General features: G+C 67.6%; 10 protein-coding genes. 2 read left to right on the forward strand and 8 right to left on the reverse strand.

Translation table 11 applies throughout. The features are described from left to right. Positions 1 to 118: 118 nt before the first annotated feature. Positions 119 to 1,354 carry a TerB family tellurite resistance protein gene (locus K2Z83_RS24460; protein WP_220597798.1) on the reverse strand — a complete coding sequence of 412 codons (1,236 nt, stop codon included), beginning with the start codon at positions 1,352 to 1,354 and terminating at the stop codon, positions 119 to 121. 216 nt (positions 1,355 to 1,570) lie between these two features. On the opposite strand from K2Z83_RS24460, the gene K2Z83_RS24465 reads away from it, so the two are divergent. After that, positions 1,571 to 2,398, forward strand: coding sequence for a hypothetical protein (locus K2Z83_RS24465; protein ID WP_220597799.1), 828 nt, complete (start codon positions 1,571 to 1,573; stop codon positions 2,396 to 2,398). 230 nt (positions 2,399 to 2,628) lie between these two features. Next, positions 2,629 to 3,087, forward strand: coding sequence for a secondary thiamine-phosphate synthase enzyme YjbQ (locus tag K2Z83_RS24470; RefSeq protein ID WP_220597800.1), 459 nt, complete (start codon positions 2,629 to 2,631; stop codon positions 3,085 to 3,087). A 128-nt stretch (positions 3,088 to 3,215) separates the two neighbouring features. Here K2Z83_RS24470 and K2Z83_RS24475 read toward each other — a convergent pair whose 3' ends face one another. The 7 genes from K2Z83_RS24475 to K2Z83_RS24505 form a co-directional block, all read right to left on the reverse strand. Continuing rightward, on the reverse strand, positions 3,216 to 4,418 hold the full coding sequence (locus K2Z83_RS24475) for an McrC family protein (protein WP_220597801.1): 1,203 nt from the start codon (positions 4,416 to 4,418) through the stop codon (positions 3,216 to 3,218). Next, positions 4,415 to 6,565, reverse strand: a complete 2,151-nt coding sequence (locus tag K2Z83_RS24480; protein WP_220597802.1) for an AAA family ATPase — start codon at positions 6,563 to 6,565, stop codon at positions 4,415 to 4,417. Before K2Z83_RS24480 ends, K2Z83_RS24475 begins: the two co-directional genes overlap by 4 nt. A 49-nt stretch (positions 6,566 to 6,614) precedes the next feature. Further along, entirely contained in the window at positions 6,615 to 7,418 is an 804-nt protein-coding gene (drmC, locus tag K2Z83_RS24485) for a DISARM system phospholipase D-like protein DrmC (RefSeq protein WP_220597803.1), read from the reverse strand. Positions 7,419 to 7,424: 6 nt separating this feature from the next. Further along, the gene (gene drmB, locus K2Z83_RS24490) at positions 7,425 to 9,299 is read right to left on the reverse strand and encodes a DUF1998 domain-containing protein (protein ID WP_220597804.1); all 1,875 of its coding nucleotides are present in this window, start codon (positions 9,297 to 9,299) and stop codon (positions 7,425 to 7,427) included. Beyond that, the gene (gene drmA, locus K2Z83_RS24495; protein WP_220597805.1) at positions 9,299 to 13,198 is read right to left on the reverse strand and encodes a DISARM system helicase DrmA; all 3,900 of its coding nucleotides are present in this window, start codon (positions 13,196 to 13,198) and stop codon (positions 9,299 to 9,301) included. Before drmA ends, drmB begins: the two co-directional genes overlap by 1 nt. After that, complete coding sequence (locus tag K2Z83_RS24500; protein ID WP_220597806.1) at positions 13,195 to 15,318, reverse strand: 3'-5' exonuclease; 2,124 nt, start codon at positions 15,316 to 15,318, stop codon at positions 13,195 to 13,197. The genes drmA and K2Z83_RS24500 overlap by 4 nt, the downstream gene beginning before the upstream one ends. A 138-nt stretch (positions 15,319 to 15,456) precedes the next feature. Next, positions 15,457 to 16,092, reverse strand: a complete 636-nt coding sequence (locus K2Z83_RS24505; protein WP_220597807.1) for a hypothetical protein — start codon at positions 16,090 to 16,092, stop codon at positions 15,457 to 15,459. Positions 16,093 to 16,107: the final 15 nt, after the last annotated feature.

The following is a 16,107-nucleotide window of genomic DNA, read 5'->3' on the forward strand; positions in this document are numbered from 1 at the left end:
GCCATGCCGGAGAGGGAGCGCTCGGCAGAATCAAGGTCAGCGGTGAGTTGGCGCACCAGCAGATCCTGTGTGGTCAGAGCAGCACGCAGATCGACGATGTCGTGATCGTCGTGTGCGTTCACTGGAGCGCCTCGGCGATGTCCTTGCGTCGGGCAATGATCTGCTGGAGCGCGCGTAGCCGCTCATGAAGCTGGAAGATCGCCTCGCGGTTCGTCTCAGCGTCAGCGGCGGCACCCTGGAGCTGCGGCAGCCGCTCAATCACCATGGTGATCGCCTCCTGCAAATTCTGGATCACCAGCTGAGCTTTGCGCATGGCCTCGGCTCGCAGGCGCTCTTTTTCACGCTCCTGACCGGCATCGAGCAGGTAGCGGACGCCCATAAAGATGCCGGCCCCTAGCAGCACCGCCACCCCGATGCCAGGCACCATCCCCAGCCCCAGGCCCAAGGCGGCAAGCCCTGACGTAATGCCCGCTGCGCTCAGCCCGAACACTGAGCCGGAAATGTAGACGGCGGTGATCGGCACCCCGACGGCGGTGAGCCCAGCCACGGCGCTCTTTGCGGCCTCGGCAGCGACGTTGTCGTTCAGGCCGCGCAGGCGTACCTGACGCATCTGCGTCTGGAATCGCGCGAGGGCGGCATACTGTGCATCATCGACGGCAAGGGTCGTGCGCGCGACGATGAGCAGGTGCTCCTGATCGGCGCCGATCAGATCGTTGGCATACGCGACTTCCCGCAGGTTTAAGAGCAGGGCGCAGCGCAGAGACAAGGGTGTGAGGACGAACGGCGCGAGCGTGTCAGCAAAGGCCGGCGGTGCAATGATGTAGCCCAACACCGCATGCTTCCCCCCAGACGAGAGGCCATCGAGGTCGAACAACTCGAAGATAAGCTGGAGCTCGTCTTTGTCGATGGCCCCGTCGGCGTTGGCCATGGCGAAGAGCGCCCCGGCGAAGGCGACTCGCTGATGCTCCGGCAGCGCCGTGAGGTTGATAGGTTCGGTATCGCTGGGGCCAGTGACCGACTGATGCACCTGCGCAGCCGCCTGGGCGATCGGCGAATCCTGCCCGGCGACACTGGCCACCGTCTCGGCAACACCCTGTGTTACCTGGGCCGCTGCCCCCTGCACCACCTTGCCGGCCACATTGAGTTGCCCCTGCGCCTCGTGGGTCACCCGCTCCGCTTCCTGCTGCACGACTGTACCTGCTCCCTGGAGGTGTGCTTGCGCCTCGCGGGCCAACCACTCTGCCGCCTCCTGCGCCTCACGGGCACGCCGCTCCGCCTCCTTGCGAACGTCCTCTAGGGCTTGTTGGCTCTGGCCGACTGTCTTGCCAACCCAGTTCCAGAGATCGTTACTCATTGGCTCCCTCCCTCACTGAATTGCCGTGCTGCCCCCTATCCTACGCTCGCCCATCATCCACAGGATTACCATTCCTGCCAGGGCATTGATCGTCCCGCATACCGGATCCACCAGCGCATCGCGCTGCGTCATGCGCTATGGAGGGCTCAGGTTCCGGTTTCAGGCCCGACGTATGATGCATAGAGCTCTCGGCATCGTGCGTGAAAGGCACCTGTGATGACGACGTCTGCACCCGATCTCGAAGTTGTCCTCTCGCGACAACTGCTCCAGTACGCCCTGACCAGCTACGCCGCTGAGTACTTTCTCGATCAGGAGATGCGCGCCCCGCAGCTGGGATTATCCGCACGTGGTCAAGATATGCAGCTGGAGCTGCATGCGGGCGCGGCGCGCCTTCACGTGCGGGTGGCAGCCGTCTGGCGGATGAAGGCGTGGAACCTGCGGATTGCGGAGCAGCGTGATGAGGTGGCCCTGGAGCTTCAGGCACAGTTTGAGGTACACGACAACGAGCTCTTCATCCGGGTGAGCGATGGACGGGTGCTGAGTCGTGAGCTGGCCTGGCTTGAGAAAGTGGGATCGCAGCTGGTCCATATGGTAGTTGAGCAATTCCTGAGCCGCCCGCTGATTCGGCTGCCGGTACGGCTCGATATCACCGGGGCGGCGTCTGAGGGCGATGAGAGTCGCCTGAACTTGGATCATGTCTGGATTGAGCCGGAGTCTGTGCGCCTGAGCCTGCGCCTGATCCACGATCTGGTGCCACCACCGCCGGCGTTCGCCGATGTCGTGATTGCCGGGGCACGACCACGGGCGATCCGTCTCACGCGGAAGACGGCGGCGGCCGCCCAAGCAGGGCGCCGCGATGAAGCGCGGAGCCTCGTACGCGAGGCATTGGAAGCCGACAACTCCTACGCGATGGGCTGGCTGTGGCTGGCGGCACTGGCGGAGCAACCCGCTGACCGACGCGTCTGCCTCGAACGTGTGGTGGCAATCGACCCCGCAAATACCGCCGCCAGCGCAGCACTGGCGCGCATCACAGATGCAGTATAGGATTGTGTGCTCCAAGCGCGGCCAGATCACCGACATGCGGAGCGCATCAGGCGAGTGGGCCATGTGTCCTTGCGGTATGAGGAAAACTCAATGAACTGCTGCCACCACTGCCGCGACGCCGAGAACCTGTTCGACCGGACCGGCGACCTCGTCAGCCTGGCCGGTCTGCTCGGGCATAGCTCGACGGATACCTTTTCGTTTGCGTGCGTGCGTATGGAAAAGGAGCGAGGATGTCTGTATTGAAGCGGCTTGCGATACGCACCCACACCCAGGAGTGCCTGGTCGACATCACCGACCAGGTCGCGCAGGCGGTGACGGATTCAGGCGCATCCGAAGGCACCACATTGCTGTATGTGCCCCACACGACCTGCGGGATCACCATCCAGGAGAACGCCGACCCTGGGGTACAGCACGATATGCTGATGGTGCTGCGGCGGATCTACCCACGCCAAGATCCGGGCTACCGTCACATCGAGGACAACTCGGCCTCGCACCTGCAGGCCAGCACGATGGGCTTCTCGCACTTCGTCTTCGTGAGCGGCGGCCAGCTGGTGCTTGGCCGCTGGCAGGCGATCTACCTGGCCGAGTTCGACGGCCCGCGCACCTCACAAGGTGTCACTTTTTTCTGGGGGCCGTCCCAATGCGGCAAAACGGCCCATGGGTGCGTGCCAGCACTATTGCTGCATTAGGACGCGCTCGCGACGACCGCGTCGGCGCGGAACTGGGCAAAAACCGTAAGAAAGTGACACCTGGTGAGGCCCGCGCACCCGCGAGGTGCTGGTCAAAGTGCTCGCGGATTAATACGTGTGAAGCAGCATTACGCAACTCTTTGATCAAACAGCTTTCCTAACAGGCGCTGACCGGCCTGCTGGATGTCGTCGTCCAGATCAAACACGACACTGCGGACGCGGATTGCGCCGATCCGCGTGTCGATCGGGCGCTCAGGCATGGTTGGATAGATAAGTATCGCCTCGGTGCAGCCGGTGATTTCTGCGTACGCAACCACCTGGGCGATATCATCTGTCTTGACATCACGTTTGTACTTTGTATCGAGCACGATGAGCGCCTGCTCGGTTGCGCGATCGCGCAGCACCAGGTCGATGACAAATGACATGCCGCCATGCCGACCGATAGCGTGTTGCTCCTGCTTCACGAGGCGCAGCTCGGGCGGTAGCTGGGTGCGCATCCATCCCTCGACAAATCCCTCGAACAGGTTGGCCATGTCGACCAGAAATGGCAGCATCGCGCGATCGCCGCTCGTGTGATGCGGCCCGGCGGTATCGAGAAAAAAGTGACACAGGGCGTGCAGCGGAGCGTAGTCAGCGTTGAGCCGGTGGTAGCGCCGGCCCACGCAGGCCGCTCCTGACACAGGGGTTAGAGAGACCGCGCCCTGGAGCTGGCGGAACGCCTGATGGATAACCGGCAGCGCCCGCTCAGGCCGACACATGCCGCTGCGGCTGATCACGAACAGCGTCCAGGCCAGGATCTGGTTGTCATCGATGTCGGCGGTGTGCTCGTGATACTGGCACTCCAGGCGGGTATCCCACGGCCGGTTCGCCACCCGCCGCACATTCAGGCTCCCGCGTACCACGCTCAGCTCGTCGGTCTGCTCGACGTAGGCTCGGGCCAGCCCATCTCTACAGCGCCGCAGCACGCGCCGCGCCAGGGCCTCGGCCAACCGCTCGTAGAGCTCATTAAGGCTCTGCGCCTCGTACCACCCGTCCAAAAAGCGGAAACTCTGCTGCCCGTAGGCATACTCAAGCATTGCAAAGATGCTGCGTATCGGCACTTTTGGCAGCAGCGCGACGCTCAGCCCCGGGGTGAGCGGGATGTGGCCGACCGAGCCCTGGGCTGTGAGCCACCACTGGCCGCCCGTCGCCGGCGAAGGGAACTCGACCTGGACCTGGTTGCTGTACTGCCGCCAGAGCAGCTCGCCCGCCGCGTCTGGCAGCTCCTCACGAGCCAGGCGGCGTGTCCGGTACTCCTCAAGGGCGATCACCTGGCGCCCGCCGGTGGTCACGAGATTACCCGTGCAGCAATCTTCTCCCAGCGGAACCGCTCGAAGACCTCGCGCCGGTCGAAGAAATACTCCTCTAGGTAGGGCTCGATCTCCATGCGCCAGATATCTTCGAGCTCGTCGGCGAGCTGCGGGCGCATGAAGAAGCTGATGCCCACCGCGTAGCCCGGGTCGCCGATCTCGCGATTGACCTGCTCGAGGATCGCGATCAGGCCTGCGGCATCCGTCTCGCGCTCGTGCTGATACCTGAGGAGCACTGCATAGTTGGGCTGGAGCGGCAGGAAGGCGAAGCGCCGGCGCAGCGCATGGTCAACCAGGGCGATCGAGCGGTCGGCGGTGTTCATGGTGCCGATGATCCGCACGTTGGCGGGGATCGAGAGCACCCCGCCCCCAGCGAGCGGCAGCGACTGGTCGCGGTACTCCAGCAGATACATCAGCTCGCCGAAGACGCGGGCCAGGTTGGCCCGGTTAATCTCGTCGATGATCAGGACGCAGCTATCGGTAACTGCCTTTGCGCGAGCGCAGAAGTCGAGGAAGCGCCCCGGCACCATCGGGTAGCTCAGGCTGCCATCCGCACGGGATTGAGGGCGGATGCCCTGGATGAAATCCTCATAGGCGTAGGCCGGATGAAACTGGACGAGCTCGATGAAGCCGACGCCACCGCCGACCAGGTGGCGGGCGAGCCGCTGGGCCACGAAGGTCTTGCCGGTTCCGGGTGGGCCATAGAGCACCGCCTGGCCCTTGCGTTCGAGGGCGCGCAGCCAGCGAGCGAGCTCGGCCTCAGAGGTGCCGGTGTCGCGGGCGCAGTCGGTCAGTGGGTACATGGGGTTGACCCCATGCGATGGCGGCGGCAGGGGGCCGCGGTCCACGAGCTCTTGCAGTGCGGCCCACTCGTTTAGGTTGACCCGGAAATTCGTCCCGTTCGGCGCACGGAGCACATGCATCTGCTGGAGCGCCGGGTGCTCGATGAGCGTTGCCCGCCGGATCGGCTCAGGGAGGATCTGCGTGTAGCGAAAGGGCACCTGCCACGCTGTGGCCCTCTGCCCCGGCTCAGCGCTGAGCCAGGCCGGGATATCCTCGGGCGCGTAGGTCTGCTCGGCTGGCTCCCCCGTGAGCTCGCCGAACGCATACATGCCAGCGTCTTGCCCCGCCTGCCAGAGCAGCACGCGGTCGCCCGCTTTCATCTCATCGCGGTAGCGGGTGACCGCCCAGTCGTCGTCGCTGCCAGGCGCGATGCTGCGCACGTGCTCCGCCAGATCGTAGAAGCGCGGGTTGGCCTGGAACAGCCAGACGCGCTGGGCGCTATCGGTAAGGGTCTCGATCGCAAACCCAAGGCGGTCCAGGATGCGGCGCGCCTGGCTGCTGTTGAACTGTGTCGCGCCGGTGGCGATACGCACGATCTCTTTGACCGGGTAGCGTTGCCCCTCCCAGGAGATCACGTAGCGGTAGGTCGGATCGTGCTCCCAGTTCTCCCAGGAGGGCATATCGCGGCGCTCGGCGTCGAAGGTGGTGCAGGCGGCCTCCACATCCTCGCGCCGCACCCGGTCCAGGCCATCGCTGATGGTAGGCCCAGATACGTCGTAGATCGGCTCAGGGATGACATGCCCAAGCTCCTCATGCAGGTACTCCAGCACGCCGGGGTTGTGGATCGCGCGCGAGAAGGGATGCGCCTGGCGCATGCTCGCCGCCGCCGCACGTGTAAAGGCGATGCTGGCGCTCCGGACGAGCGGCGCCAGCTCGGCAAATTCGTCGACCGGTATCGTGCAGGTGAGCGCAGCGGGATAGCTTTTGAATGTCCACCTATCCCAGTTCGCAAGCTGCTGTAGCCGCGGCAGATCTTCTGGGTTAAGCTCGGCGCGCTCCAGCACCAAACCAATCCCGTTGCGGCTGATCTCATAGACAAAGTATGCCCCCGCCACCAGGCGGATGCGCACGCGGTCGCGAACAGTAACGGCCCAGCGGTTGGCACCGACGGCGTGCGCCACGCCGATCAGGTGGGCAAAATAGGTGAGCGCGAGCGCGCGGGTCTCGCTCTCAGGGATGAGGCTCTCTACCAGGCGGCGCATGTCCTCCGCTGCGAGGCGGTATGTACCCTGCGAGATTTCCTCCTCATCGAGCGCGTCTTCGTGGTCAAGGGGCTCATCGCTCATGATCTTCCTTTGCTTCATACAGCCGGAGGTATAGCCTCCATCGGCGGATCTACTGGGTCTTCTGCAAGGTTCCCTCGGCGATCATTCGCTCGAACTGGGCGGCGACGGTGGCCGGCTCGGGGCCGCCGGAGATCAGCACGCCCAGCTCCATATTCAGGCTCAGGGCGTAGTCGGTGAGGTTGGCGCTGGAGAGGAAGAGGGTGCGCCGGTCGGCGACGGCGCACTTGGCGTGGAGCGTGCCGGTGTGGCCGCTCTCGTCGGTGGGGCGGCGGTCGCTCGGCCAGATGTAGATCTGTGCGGCGCTGGCGACCGCCGGCCCGAGGGCGCGGATGGTGTCGTAGGCCATCTTCTGGCCGCTCGGCTCCGGGGCCTCGATGCAGATGCGGATGACGACGCCACGGGCGGCTGCGCTCATGAGCGCCTCGATGACGGCTGGAATCTTGTAGACGGCGAAGCTCACGATGAGCAGCTCCCGGTGCGCACTGCGGATGACCTGGAGCAGGGCCTGGTCGGTGCGGCGCATCGAGACGCCCGCCGCCAGGGGGCCGGTCCAGATCAGCTCGACGCGCTGCTCAGCCCGGGCGCTGCGGGTGGCCGCCGCTGCGCTCAGCAGGGCCAGGGCCACACGCGCGCCGGAGATTGCGGGAGCCTGCTGCGCCCAGGCGTCGAGGAAGTCGCTGGCTCTGGCGCGCTGCGCGGGCTGGGGGATGGCCTGGAGCGCGGCCGCCCGTGCGGCATCGCGTGGCCCGGCGGCGTGCTCAATCGCCCGCGCGAGGGCGTGGATGCTCCCTGGTGGGAGCTCCGCTGCCAGGCGCACGGCGGCGTCGATGATGATGAGTCGCTGCTCGTCCATGCGGCCTCAGCTGAAGAAGGCGAGATCCTCGCGCTCGACGGTCGGCACCAGCACGGAGCGGTCGAGGTAGCGGTTGCCGCGCTCGCACGAGGTCTCCGGGGCGAAGAGGCAGGCGTGGCATGCGGCCGCGTGGACGGTAGTGCCGCGCCGGCTGGGCTCGTGCTCGGCGCAGAGCGGGTCGGAGGCGCACTGGGCCGCGTCGCGCATGGCCGTCTGGAGGTGCCGGCGCAGCTCGTCCGGCTCGCCCAAACCCACCAGGCCGCCCAGCGTGCCCTCGCTGTCCGGGGCGGCCGTGTAGATCAGCACGCCGGCCATCGGCTCGGGACGGCCCTCGGTCTCGTTCGGGCCGCGCGCGTAGATGCGCTCGCGCAGGCTGGCCGCGTTGTAGCCGCACTCCAGCACCAGCTGGCGCATCAGGACGTGGGCGAAGGTGTGCAGCAGGACGTAGCGCATGCCGGGGAAGTCGGCCTCGGGCGGGGTGATGCGCCGCGCCCGCCGCCAGCTGGTGTGTGAGGCGAGAAACTGCTCCTTGCGGCGCTCGGTGGTCGCGCCGGTGAGCCAGCCCTGGATGGCGGCCTCGTCGAACTGGATGAAGATGCCCTCCCCGCGCACCTCAGCGGCGGGCACCCAGGTTGGCGCGCGTCGGGCGAGTGGCATCCGTCGCTGGCCGCTGTCCTCCGGGTTCACGCCCAGCTCGCCCGGCGCGTCGATCCGCGTGAAGCCGATCAGCGCCCGCACCTCGCGCAGCCGCTCGACCAGCACCACCCGCGCGATGCGCGGGTCGAATCCCTGCGGCACCGCCACCTCGCGCAGGCGGAAGTCTTTGGAGGGCGTGTGACTGGCGGGGTGGGCGAACTGCTCCCACTCGCGCCCCTTGAGGTCGGCGGGGTCGTCTTGCTCGCCCTGCTGCTCCTGCCCGCGCCGCTGCTCAATCGCCTGAAAAATCTCGCTGTCGCGGTAGCCGATGAAATCGCCGAAGGGGTTGGGCGTCATCGCGCGCATCAGGGTGATGAACTGCTCGCTGGGCACCTGCTGGAGGCTGGTCCACTTGCTCTCGATGAGCTGGGCCAGCTTGACCGACTCGGTGGGGATGGCCAGGGCGATCACGGTGTCGCCGAACCAGAGGTTCGAGGCCCCGAGCAGGATGGCCCGCACCTGCTGGTCGCAGCCACGCGGGTCAAAGTCGCGCAGGTGCGGGCGTCGCCCGCGACACTGCGGCATGCGCGCCCGGCCCTCCTCGCCGAACGCCTCCGAGAGGCGGCGAGTTTTCTTGCAGGTGTCGCAGCTCAGGACGAGGTCGCGGGCCTCGCCGCTGGGGCCGAACTCAATCAGGCGCAGCTGGGTCGCGCAGTCGGTGGGGCCGCGATGCACAAACTCCACCCACGGGAAGTCGTCGAGGTGCCCGTGCTCGCAGGCCACCAGGAAGCGCGCCGGGACGACCACCGGCTCCTTGGCCTTCTCGCAGCCGCTGTGGACGTAGCGGGTGCGGTCGGGGTGGTAGGGGTCTTCCTTGGGGGTGAACAGGCCGGTGCTGAGCGGCGAGAGCTGCTGGCAGCGCGGACAAAGCATCCAGCGCGGGAAGAGCGCGACCGGAATGCCGATGCGGGCCAGGGTGCTGAAGGGGTCAACCGGCCCGCTGCCCGGCGGCAGGGCGGGCGGGGCGAGGAGTTGCTGCACCTGGCTGCCGAGCTGGGCGCGCACCGCGCGCAGCAGGCGCTCCTCGTCGATCACGCGGGAGATGCCGCCGTCCACCGTCCAGTCGTCCAGGCCCATGACCAGCACCGAGAGGTGCGGCAGATCGACGAGGGCGCCCACGCCGTAGCTGAAGATGACCTGGCTGGGGCGCACTTCGCCGACGCGGGGATGTTTCATCGGTGGCATTAGTCCTCCTCGTCCTCGGTCGGCGCAGCGGCAGCGGGCGCGCCCTCCGTCGCGTACTGCCAGCGCTGGCCGCCCCCGTCGAGCCCGCCGTCCTCCAGGATGAGGTTGACGGTCGGCTCCACGTCGCGCAGCGAGTTTAGGCAGGCGAACAGCGACCAGTCACCATCGCCGGGCGGGCTGAGCAGGCCGACGGTATCGCCGCCGGCGCGCTGGTAGCCGAGCTTGGCGCTCACGGTGGCGGCGATGCGGGCCTGCCAGTAATCGAGCCGCTCGGTGATCGCGCTCTGGATCAGCCCGGCCCGCTTCGGCCCGTCGATGGCCTCGGCCCGCCGCACGATGGTGGCCACGGCCTCCGCCATGCCCTCGTCGCTGCGGCTGAGCCGGCCCGCGCCGAGGTTCGGGTTGTAGGTCGGCGCGCCGATGCGGGCCAGGGCGACCAGCACCCCGCTCAGTCCGCGGTCGAGGGCGCGCGGCGAGAAGGGCGTCACCGAGAGGGCCTCGACGTGCTGGTAGAAGGTGGCGTGGTAGTGGGTGAAGCGCTCGTAGTGGCTCAGGTCGCGCGGCCTGGCCCAGTTGTAGATCGTCGCGACGAGGCCGGGGTGCTGGCGGCCGACGCGGCTGGTGGCCTGGATGTACTCGGCGGTGGATTTGGGCTGGCCGGCGACGAGCATCAGGCCCAGCCGGCTGACATCGACGCCGACCGAGATCATGTTGGTCGCCAGCAGGACATCGACGGGGAACTGCGCTGGGGCGCGCTTGCGGCCCTTCTCCGGGCGCAGCGCCGGGTCGAAGGGTGCCTCCAGGCGATCCAGCATCTCGGGGATGTCCGCCGCGCTCAGGCGCGAGGTCAGCTCGCGGACGCTCCAGACGTCGAGGAAGCGCGTGGGCAGGCCGCGCTGGTGCATCTTTTTCAGGCGGGTGCTGACCGTGTCATCGACGGCGCGGCGCATCGCGGCCAGCTCGCGCAGGGCGTTGAAGTAGCCCACCAGGGTCATGTAGGGATCCGCGCCGCGCATGGCGGTCTCGTAGAGCTGCTGGGCGGCGGCGAGGAAGGCGACATACGACTGAATGAGCGCGGTCTTGTGGCGGATGCCGGGCGCGCAGATACCCAGGTAGCGTCGGCCAGGATAGGCGTCGCTGGGCGGGCGCGGGATGGCGAAGCAGGTGTCGCCGGCGTCGAGGCCCTGGGGTGGGAAGATCGCAACGTTGCGCAGGAACAGGCTATGCACCTGCTGGTCGGCCCGGCGGATCGTCGCGGTGGAGGCGATCAGCTTGGAGCGCACCCGCAGGCCGTCCAGCTCCCAGCTGGCCAGCTGATCGACCGCTGCCTCGTAGAGCCCGACGAGCGTGCCCAGCGGCCCGCTGATCAGGTGCAGCTCGTCCTGGATGATCAGATCGGGCGGGCGCAGCGGGGTCGCCGGGAGCACGCGGGCGGGGCCGTGCCTGCCGCCCTTGATCGCGGGGTGGCTCTGGGCCGGGTGGTCGGTGTCGGGGGTCAGGTAGCCGTGCCGCTCGCAGTAGCCATTTACCTGGCCGAAGAGCGCGGCCACCCGCCCGTTCCAGGGCATCTGGGCGAACTTGTCCACGGTGGCGATCAGCAGGGCGGGCAGGCGGTGGTAGATCTCCTCATCGACCACGAGCACTGGCAGGCCCTCGCCGTCGGATTGGCGGGCGTTGAAGGGGCAGTGGTTCATCAGGCTGCCGCAGTACATGAGCACGCGGCTGCGGCCCTGCTCGGGCAGTTCGGCGGTGAGGTCGCGCCCAGGGTCAATCGGCGTGCCGCACCAGGGGCAGTGCTTGAGCTGGGCGGGGCTGCCGCCGCCTGCGTTGCCGCCCTTCTTGAGCTGCTTGATCGCCTCGTCGGCGTCCTCGACCCAGTTGGGCGTGGAGCGCTGGCCGACCCACAGGCCGAGGCGGAAGGGCTCGTCGCCCCAGCGGGCCGGGTCCTCGCGGCGGATGACCTCGCAGGCGCAGATCAGGGTGGCGGCGCGCTGGAACTGCTGGAGGGTGAGCAGGCGTAGGGTGTAGCGCATCAGCACGGCCACGCCGGTCATGCCGCTGCGCCCGCCGACCACGCCCTGGAGCCGCCGGATGCCCAGGGTGTAGGCGGTCAGGCCGAGGTAGGCTTCGGTCTTACCGCCGCCGGTGGGGAACCAGAGCAGGTCGGCGAGCGCGGTGGCCGGGTCGCCAGCGCGGTCCTGCGTCGGGGTGGCGCGGTCGGGGTGGCGCGGGTCGGTGAGGGCGGGCAGGTTGATCAGCATGAATCCGAGCTGGAAGGCCCGCCATGCGTGGTCTTCTGGCCGGTCAAAGTCTGCGGGGGCCTTCTTCTCGCCCCGGCGCACCGAGGCGGCGTAGAGCGAGCGGGTGCGCTGGAGGGCCATGGCGCGGTTGGCGAAGCGGAAGGCGCTGGCGGCCTGCGGGTTGGTGTCGAGCAGCGTGATGCCCTCGCGGATGCGCGCCAGGGCCAGCCGGCAGTGGCGCAGCGACTCTTCTCCGGCGCTGATAAACGGCACCAGGTCAGGCGTTGGCGTCTGGAGCCGGGCCTCCTGGCGGGCGATCCAGTCGGCGTAGACGGCGGCGAGCGGGGCGAGGTGTGCGGCGAACTGGCCATCGGGCACAGCGGCCAGCGCGGCCATATCGACGGTCAGATCCGCGAGGCGGGCGAAGCCGGGGTCGGCGGGCGTCGGCTGGGTGGTCTGGGGTACGTCATAGGTCGGCAGCACCACCGTGCGCACGGCGACCGCGCTGTCGTGGATGCGCTGGCCGTCCGCGTCACGGGCGGGGGTCGCATCGACCGCGACGCCGTGGCCGACCGCGAACTCGACCTCGTTGCGGTAGAGCATCGCGGTGCGCTGGTCCTCCAGGTCGAGCTGGTCGCCGGGGAGCGGGCGGCGGCGGAAGATCGCGGCGTGGTCGGGCGCGGTGATGGACAGCTCGGGCTGGAAGACCCAGGCGCCATCCTTGTTGCGGGGCGGCTCCTCCTGGCCGTTGACCAGGAAGAGGGTGACGATCCACGCGCCCAGGCGCTTGCGGATCACGCCCTGGAGCGTGACGCCGGGATGTGCCTCGCTGATCGCCTGCGGTGCGATCTTGCCGTGGCGCAGCGTGATCGCGGGCAGGGCGACGACCACCGGCGTGCGCTTCCAGGGGTGGTGGTAGCTGCCGTCGGGCCGCCGGAAGCGATCTTCTTTGATCTCGACCCGCGCATAGTGCCCCCAGCGCACCGTCACCGTGATCGCGGTGGCCTCCAGGGCGACGGCGAAGGTCAGGCCGATGGAGGAGGGCAGCATGGCGGTGGTCGCCTTGGGCGGCGGGGCGTCGCTCGCGCCGTCCTCGCCATCGCTGCCGCCGAGGTCGCCGTCGTCGTACTCCTCGGGGATGCCGCTGCTGGCGCGCGGGGCGAGCATGCCGACCAGATAGCGCCCGCGCACGGTCGCCTCGTCCAGCACCTCCTCGGGGCCGCCCCAGGGGCCGAGCAGCTGGCGGACGACCATGTCTTCGAGCTGATCGCGCAGGTTGAGGGTCTGGGGTTCAGGGCTCAGGGTTCGGATGACGCTCGGTGATGGTTCGGGTGATGATGGTGTCACACGAATCTCGCTTTGCGCATCCTCCTGACCCCTGACCCCTGACCCCTGACCCCTGCCATGTCGTCGGTCGAGCCAGGCGATGAGCTGCTCGCCGAGGGCGGGGCTGAGGGTGGTCGCGTCGATCACCTCGCCGAGCTCGGCGATGTCCCAGCTGGCGGGGATGGCGGCGAGCAGGAACTCCAGCTGCTCAGGGGCCAGCGACTCAACCCCGCTGCCGTCGAGGGCGATCTCGCCACGGGCTAGGCGCCCGCCGATCTCGGCGATTGCGCCCGGCCCACGTTTCAGAATGCTAGAAAGCTTGATGCGATTCATTGTTCGTCCCTGGCCCAGGTCGGCGGCTGGAGCGGCTCCAAGAAGGGCGAGAGGGCATCGCGGGAGCCGCAGACAAGTAGTGCGCGCATGGCCCGCGAGCAGCCGACGAAGAACAGGCGGCGCTGCTCATCCTCCATCGCCGCCAGCTCATCGTCGGGATAGTCCGCGATCACGCGTGGGAAGCGCCCGGCGTCCAGGCCGACCACGGCGACAAACGGGAACTCCAGCCCCTTGGCCGAGTGGATGGTGATCACCTTGACCTGCTGGGCGGTGATGTCGATCTGCTTGCCCGACTGGAAGACCGCCGGTAGTCCCAGGTCGCTCAGGCGCCGGGCCAGGTTCTCGCCGGCATGTTTGCTCTGGCAGAGCACCGCGCCGCTGTGGGCGGGCAGCCGGTAGCGCTGGGCCGCCGCGCGGAAGAAGGCGCGGATCGCCTCCGCCTCCTCGGCGGTGTCGCCCACCAGCGTGATCGTCGGAGGGTCGCCCTGGTGCGCGGACGGCTCCTGGCTGAGGCTCTCGGCGTCGCCCGCCGCCGACCCGGTCAGAATGTCGGCGCAGGCGGTGATGATCTGCGCGGTGTTGCGGTAGTTTCGCCTGAGCAGGATCGTCCGCCCGGTCATGCGCAGGTCGGTGTGGACCTGACTCCAGCTGAAGCCGCGCTGGTAGAGCGACTGGGATGCGTCGGCGGTGAGGTAGACGTGCGCCAGCGAGGGCACCAGGTTGAGCAAGAAGCGCAGGGCCACCGGTGAGAGGTCTTGGGCCTCGTCGATCACCAGGGCCTGGTAGGGCTTCGGGTCGAGGGTGGCCGCGACCTCCAGCGCCCCGCGCCGGATCTGCTCGTTCAGCACGACGCCGTTGTCGCGCATCAGCGCGCGCCAGTGGACGTAGACTGCCCAGATCGCCGCGCGGACCGTCGCTTTGAGCGGGGTGCGCCGACCACGCCGCTCGACCGCCAGGTACGCCTCGGCGCTGCGGATGTCCCACGCCTCGATCACGCTCAGGAACTCCTGGAGCAGATAGTCGCGGCCGAGCTTCTCCAGCGCCGTCTGCCGCACCTGCCGGTCGAAGGCGTTGGTGGCGGGGATCTCCGCATCACGGAGCGCCGCGTCGAGCAGATCCAGGGCCTGACCCTCGGTGGCGAAGCTGGGCCAGCCCGACCCCTTGGCGAAGTAGTGAGCGGCCAGGCTATCGACCGTCGTCACCTTCACGCCGCACTTCGCCGGCGGCTTGCCGAGCAGGTGGGTGAGCAACTGCTCGGAGTAGCCCACCAGGGCGTTGGTGTAGGTCGTGAAGAGGATCGGGGTCACGCCCTGGTCAATCAGGCGCTGCACGCGGTAGAGGGCCAGGGTGGACTTGCCGGTGCCAGGGCCGCCCTTGACCAGGGTCGGCCCGGCGCGATCCTGCGCGACGAGCTCGCGCTGCTCGGGGGTGAGGCGCAGCAGGAAGCTGCCCAGATCCTCCTCGGCGAAGCGCTCGACGGCCTCCGGCTCGGGCAGCACGAACTCGGGCTGCGCGGCGATGGCGTCAAGGGCGCGCGGGAAGAGGTTGTCGAGAATACGGCTCAAGAAGCGCTCGGGGATCGTCAGCTCCAGCAGATCGTCCTCGGTGTGCGCGGCCAGGGCGGATGGCCGGTGGGCGACCGGGATCTGCCACTGGGCCAGCAGTTCATCGGTGAGGATGATAGGCAGGGGTGTCGGGATCGGGGGGTGGGGGTCGGGGATCGGAATCTCATCAAGGTTGGGGGCCGTGGTAAACGAACTGCCCGATCCCTGATCCCTAATCCCCGATCCCTGCGGCTGCGGCTCCAGCGCATCCGAGTCGGGAGCAACCGCAGGCAGCACCACATCCGGCAGGTCATCCGCAAAGGTGCGCTCGTCGCGCTTGCGCACGCTGAGCAGCTTGACCCAGCCCTGGCCGATGCTGTAGAAGACCCGGTAGTCGCCGACGCGGGCGCGGTAGACGTTGGCAAAGCCCTTGAGCTTCTTGGCGTCGCCGTGGGCCGAGTGCGGCTCCTCAGCCAGCACCTTCAGCTTCTGTCCGACGAGCTTGCTGACGTGCTTCGGCAGGCCCAGGGACTCGTTGTAGAAGGTCGGGGTGAAGGAAAGCTCGTACGCTGGCATGAGTCTCTCCTGGGCAGTCTGGATCTTCACTCAGTGTACCATGCGGATCGGCGCAGGTAGGCCTACGAGGCTAATCGTTTTGCTATTGTAATGATCCGCTTTGGTGTCTTCTAACGATTTTCACCACTGAAGGCGTGCTTACGGGCGTACAACAAGGCATGGCTGACGTAGGAGTGCGAGGTCTGTGCTGAGTCCGGCCCTGAGCAGCGCGGCACCGGCCAGTGAGTATGGCTTTTTGAAGGAGATTGAGGATGGTGGCCCGCCGTCGATTACGGTCCCCTGCTGGAAGGCGCGGGCGGCCGCGAGCGCATCACCAGTGTGGGTGTGCCCTGCCTGCTTGTTTGAGACGAATGCCTCCCAGACGAGGAAATTTGCCTTGCCGCTCTCAAGTTCCGCCCAGCAAAATGTTAGTCGGACGGGCTCGGCAACGCCGGCAAGCTGCTCAAAGAGCCAGGCACACTGGGCCAGGCCAACGGCAAGCGCCCCTGAGCCTGCGCCAGCGCACCAGGCCCGGTTGCCCTCACCGGTTCGAGCAGAGGTCAGCTCCGCTGGGTCATCACGCAGATCGATAGCAAGGGGGCACTCAAAGCCGATCGCGATTGGGTGCCTATCTCTAAGGTCGGCTTTAAGAAGGTTCGCGAGTGCTGCGAGGCTGGTGCCTGCGGTAACTTCCGTGTCCGCATGGGAAGAAAGCCGACACCAGGCAAGGCGGCCCTTCTTCTCAGAGCCGATGTCGACGGCGTAGATCTGGAGTTGGGGGCTGTCATTGTGCATTCTTAAGCTCCATAT

The sequence above is a fragment of the Oscillochloris sp. ZM17-4 genome (assembly GCF_019599295.1).
In the GTDB taxonomy this organism is placed as follows: Bacteria; Chloroflexota; Chloroflexia; order Chloroflexales; family Chloroflexaceae; genus Oscillochloris.

What these genes read in the sequence shown, in the direction of transcription:
- drmA (WP_220597805.1), bottom strand. Translation starts at nt 13,198, where the DNA reads ATGAATCGCATCAAGCTTTCTAGCATTCTGAAACGTGGGCCGGGCGCA.
- K2Z83_RS24465 (WP_220597799.1), top strand. Translation starts at nt 1,571, where the DNA reads ATGACGACGTCTGCACCCGATCTCGAAGTTGTCCTCTCGCGACAACTG.
- drmC (WP_220597803.1), bottom strand. Translation starts at nt 7,418, where the DNA reads ATGGACGAGCAGCGACTCATCATCATCGACGCCGCCGTGCGCCTGGCA.
- drmB (WP_220597804.1), bottom strand. Translation starts at nt 9,299, where the DNA reads ATGCCACCGATGAAACATCCCCGCGTCGGCGAAGTGCGCCCCAGCCAG.
- K2Z83_RS24505 (WP_220597807.1), bottom strand. Translation starts at nt 16,092, where the DNA reads ATGCACAATGACAGCCCCCAACTCCAGATCTACGCCGTCGACATCGGC.
- K2Z83_RS24480 (WP_220597802.1), bottom strand. Translation starts at nt 6,565, where the DNA reads ATGAGCGATGAGCCCCTTGACCACGAAGACGCGCTCGATGAGGAGGAA.
- K2Z83_RS24500 (WP_220597806.1), bottom strand. Translation starts at nt 15,318, where the DNA reads ATGCCAGCGTACGAGCTTTCCTTCACCCCGACCTTCTACAACGAGTCC.
- K2Z83_RS24460 (WP_220597798.1), bottom strand. Translation starts at nt 1,354, where the DNA reads ATGAGTAACGATCTCTGGAACTGGGTTGGCAAGACAGTCGGCCAGAGC.
- K2Z83_RS24470 (WP_220597800.1), top strand. Translation starts at nt 2,629, where the DNA reads ATGTCTGTATTGAAGCGGCTTGCGATACGCACCCACACCCAGGAGTGC.